General features: G+C 66.1%; 2 protein-coding genes. Both read left to right on the forward strand.

The features are described 5' to 3' along the window. Positions 1 to 31: 31 nt before the first annotated feature. On the forward strand, positions 32 to 2,209 hold the full coding sequence (locus ACFWZ5_RS44040; RefSeq protein WP_384892717.1) for a DUF6603 domain-containing protein: 2,178 nt from the start codon (positions 32 to 34) through the stop codon (positions 2,207 to 2,209). A 91-nt stretch (positions 2,210 to 2,300) separates the two neighbouring features. Next, positions 2,301 to 4,676 carry a hypothetical protein gene (locus tag ACFWZ5_RS44045; RefSeq protein WP_384892720.1) on the forward strand — a complete coding sequence of 792 codons (2,376 nt, stop codon included), beginning with the start codon at positions 2,301 to 2,303 and terminating at the stop codon, positions 4,674 to 4,676. The last annotated feature ends 120 nt before the right edge of the window (positions 4,677 to 4,796 follow it).

Raw genomic sequence — 4,796 nt, forward strand, 5'->3', positions numbered from 1 at the left:
GGGTAGTGCCGGTGGAGCCACATGGCTGGACTTGGACAAGACAGCAGGGCCTGTTCACGTGGGACGGGTGGGTGCCGCATACCGGTCGGGGAGCGTGCTGCTGTTGGCGGATGTGGAGGCGAGCGGCGGCGGATTGCACTTTGGGACGAAGGGGCTGGGAGCGGAAATCTCCCTGAACAATCCGGGAAACCCGACCTTCCACCTGGACGGTCTGAGCTTGGGGTACAGCCGCCCGCCACTGACGATCGCAGGAGCGCTCGTACGCCGGAATATGGGTAAGGACTATTCCCTGGCCGTGGGTGGTATGGCCGTCGTCCAGACACCCGCGGTCAACGTGACCGCGATGGGCTTCTACGCACAGAAGATCAGCGGTGACCCATCACTCTTCTGCTTCGGTGTGCTCGATCTCTCGAGGACCTCGGCCGGCCCGCCCATGTTCCGGCTGGAAAAGCTCGCTGCTGGATTCGGATACCACACCCAGGTACGCACTCCGCATATCGCAGAAGTAAGACACTTTCCCTTCGTCAAGATGCTCACCGCCACGGAATCGGTCGACGATCCTCTGAAGCAGCTCGACATCCTCCTAGGTGGTGGTTGGGTGACGCCCGCATCGGGTGAGATGTGGCTGGCCGCTGGCATGGAAGCTCTGGTGTACGAGTTAGTCGACGTCAGTGGCGTGGCCATCGTGCAGTTCGGGAACGAGCTGGTGGCGGGTCTGTACGGGCATGCCGTAGCCCAGTTCCCGAAAAGGCCCGCAATGCCATGGGCCGAGCTGGCGGTCGACGTGCGGGCGGAGTACCGAAGCAGCAGCGACGCCTTGGAGATCGACGCAGCAGTAACGGACACGTCGTTCGTCCTGGACCGCAACTGCAAGCTCACGGGTGGAGCAGCCGTAAGGCTCTGGTTCGGCCGCAGTGCCCACCCGGGGGAGTTCGTGGTGAGTGTGGGGGGCTACCACCCTAAGTTCGTCGTTCCCCCCCACTATCCGCGGCCGGCGCGGTTGGGGTTCGACTGGCACCTCTCCGATGCCATCCATGCCTGGGGCAGCTGCTATGCGGCGTTGACGCCCCATGCGTTCATGGCCGGGATCAATGCCAACCTGCATGGGCAGTGGGACAGTGCCAGCGTCGATGCCAGCGTGTACGCCGACGCGCTAGTTGAATGGGACCCCTTCTACTTCAAAGTGGACTGGGGCGGCCGGATCAGTGGCACGGTCTGGGGCATCACGGCGGAGGTTGGCGCGGACGGCCATGTGTGGGGCCCGCCGGTCGGCGGTGTCGCCCGCGTCAAGATCGGCCGCTTCGGCATCAACGTAGACTTCGGCGCGGACGATCCCGGGGACAGGGTGAAGCTGAGCCCGCAGGACTTCCGAGACAGGATGCTGCCCGGCGGGATCAGGCCGCACGGCGCCCCAGCTGCCGCGGGAACCGCCGGGTCCCAGGACGCTAAGGTGGTGACGCTGACCGCGTCCATGGGGCTGCTGCCCTCAGCGCCTGTGTCCGGCACCACTGAGCAGACCACCGCCCCTGCGGCTGGCGCCTCATGGGCATTCGGTGTGCAGGAGTTCGCTTGTCGGGTGACAACAGCGGTTCCGCTCACCTCCGTCCGCGTCAACGAGGTGGACATCCTGGAGGGGATCACCCGCAAGACGCTGGACATCCGTCCGATGAAGGCCACGGGCATCTCCTCCTCCATGAAGATCACAGTGAAGCACAAGGAGACCGAAGTCGCCGCCCCGGTGGGGCCGGTGCCCGCCGACAGCAGCATGTGGGGGGCAACGCTCGATGTCCGAGGGGTACCCGCTGCCCTGTGGGACACAACGCCCATGACCTTCGGCGGGAGCGGCTTGGTCGGGGGCTATGCGAGTGCCATCACTCTGACACCGCCACCGGCTAGTTACACCAGGAAGTCACTGATCCCGGCCAAGGCCGTGAGGAGAAGATCCTCGATCGGCATGGTGGCAGAGAAGATGGCGCGGAACTACACCTGCAAGAACAACGACCGGCTGCCCGCCATGTCGGAGAAGCAGCTGGCCAATGTGTCGGCCACCACTGCGAAGCAGACCCGTATAGCGTTCCTGGAAGCGCTGAAGGCGCTGGATATACCCGGCTTCTCCATGGACAACCTGACCCAGGGCCTCAAGGAGAACGTCTTCGAAAACGGCGCTTCCGGTTACGTGGATGCCCTGCCTCAGATCCTGGAAGGGTGACGTCCTCATGCCAACCCAAGAATTCGAGCCCGGACTTGAACTCCATGGGGCGTGGGTCCCAGGCATTCCCCTTGGCACTTACACCATTGACGTGGAGCAGACCGTGAAGGGGCAGGGGAGCAACGCCCCTGACTGGACGTTCACGTCCCGTTCCCAGGAGTTCACCGTCGGTGCGCCGCGGTACAGCCTGACGTCCGCCGACGTGCTGGCATCCTTCCCGGCGCCCGGGTCAACGGCTCCCGCCGGTCACCTCCTGCCGTACGTCTCGCTGCGCGATCCCTATCTCCCCTGGGAACGCCCCGGCCAGGCCCCAGCCGGATGGGATAAGGCGCCCACTATGGCTGTGCTGGTGCTGGCCGACGGGGAGACCGCTGGCATGGCTCCCGCCAGCGGCGAGGCGGCGGACCTCCTGACCAAGGATCTGGGCGGCGCCCTCGCCCCCAAGGTCGCCACTCCCCGGCCGGGGAACCAGTGCACGGTCATCGACGTCCTCGTGGAGGACCTACGGGACAGGCTGTTGCCGGACCCGCTGAACAATCTGCCCCTGCTCACGCACGTACGCCGTGAGGTCCGGCAGGACGCCGAAAACAAGGGCACGCCCCTGCGGGCCCACAGCGCGGTCATCAGCTCGCGCTTTCCGCGCGCTGTGCCCGATCCTGCGGCCCCGGCCAGCCGGGACAAGGACCGGTCCTGCCACTACACGGCCCACCTCATCTCCCTCCTCGGTCACGAGAAGAACCTCACGGACCAGAGCCTCGATCCGAAGAAGAAGCTGCGGCTGGTGTCCTTGTGGTCCTGGTCCTTCCTCACCCCCGCTGGCGATGTGAAGACCTACGCAGACGCCTTCGACCGCATGCTGGCCAACCAGAAGTGCGCCCACCAGGGGGACCGGCTGCGGTATACCCCGCCGACGTCCGCGCCCGCTGCGGTGAAGGAACGCATGAGGGCCGGCTACCTGCCCATATCCCACCGCCTGGCGACGGGCGAACGGACGGCATCGTGGTACAGGGGACCCTTCGGTCCGTGGCCACCGCCCCAGTCAGCCCCGGTGCCCGCGCACCGACCATTCAGCAGCGCCGACGAGGCCCTGATCTACAGCACCGCCGAGTGCGCCTTCGACATCAGTCTGGCAGCCGCTTGGAACATCGGCTACCAGTTGGTCCTCTCTCGCGGCGATCTGTTCGGCCAGCTCCTCACCCTCAAGCACGATGCCCAGAAGCGGCTGATGTCCTTGGTGAAAGCCACCGGGCCGACTGCGGTGACAGAGTATCCTGCAGATTCCCCCAGCGTCCCGCAGGCAGTGGTGGCAGCGGCCTTGGACCCCGTCCCGCTCCACCGAAGGTTCGACGCCATGATGACGGGCGACCGGGACAAACGGACGGAGCCCCTGGGAATCGACATCACCACCGCTCTGCGCGACACGTCCGCAGGCGGCGCCTCGGCCGCGCCACCGGCGGCCCCGCAGAAGGCCCAGGCGCATCTGGCCGAGGGGAGGCTGAGCGAGGCGCTCCAAGAGGCGGACGTCCCCCGCACGTACGGTGAACGTCCGCTAGTGGAACATACTGCCGCGCTGCTATCGCATCCCGGTGTCTCACGCGATCTCAAGAGCGTTCTGCGTCAGCGTCACCTCCCCGCGCCCGACGTGCCCCCGCTTGCCGAACCTCCAGGCGTGCCTGCCTCGGCCACGGTGGAATTCACGCCCCGCGATCCGGGACCGGGCGGCGTCAGTGCGGGGGCCGAGGAGACATGGCTGTGGGACACGATCGACCTCCTCATGGTGCTGCCCATCTGCTACCTGCTGCCATTCACCGACGCGGTGTTGCCGACGGACAGCGCCCGATTCTTCTCCGTCGACGAACGGTGGCTCAGCGCCTTCGCCGACGGGATGCTGGCAGTCGGATCGCACACCTCCGTCGACCGGCTGCTCGAACCCTTGGTAGCCGATGTCGTCTTCAAGCCACGCGACTCCGCTCGGGCTCCTGCCTGCGGCCTGATCATCCGCTCTGAGATCATCCGTGCCTGGCCAGCCCTGCCCCTGCCCGAACCGGCTGCCGGTGACGCTCTTGCCACCACAACCGACCCGGGGTTCTTCACCGTCCAGGGAGCGAAGCTCGTCGCGCGAACCCAGATCGGCTCAGACACCGCCTTGCTCCTCTTCGACAAGCGCCCCGACGCGATCCTCCTGCGCGAGCCCGGACATGTCATGGAATTCGGGCTGGACAATGGTGACGGGAAGAAGGAGACGCGGAACACCAACGGCACCGCCCATCAGGTGGATGTGTACGGCGAATTCCTCCGGGACACACCCGGTAAGCCGGGAAGGCCGTGGCCGGGGCATCTACCGGAATCCCTGGACGTCCAGGGCCTGGCCAGGAGGATCGGATGCGTCGGCAAACCAGCGGAGTTCGCTTTCCAGATGCTGAACCTGCCCGCCACGTTGACGATCACCCCGCCGCCCCTCACCTGATCCCTCTTGTGACACGGTGGCGGGAAACCCTGAACGGGGCGAGCTGCCCTAGTGTCCTGAGTCGGGGAGTCTTTTCAGTTGGGGCATCGATCGGGTGATGTGATCAGGGGGCAGAGCTGT

This window comes from Streptomyces sp. NPDC059003, from assembly GCF_042740445.1.
In the GTDB taxonomy this organism is placed as follows: Bacteria; Actinomycetota; Actinomycetes; order Streptomycetales; family Streptomycetaceae; genus Streptomyces.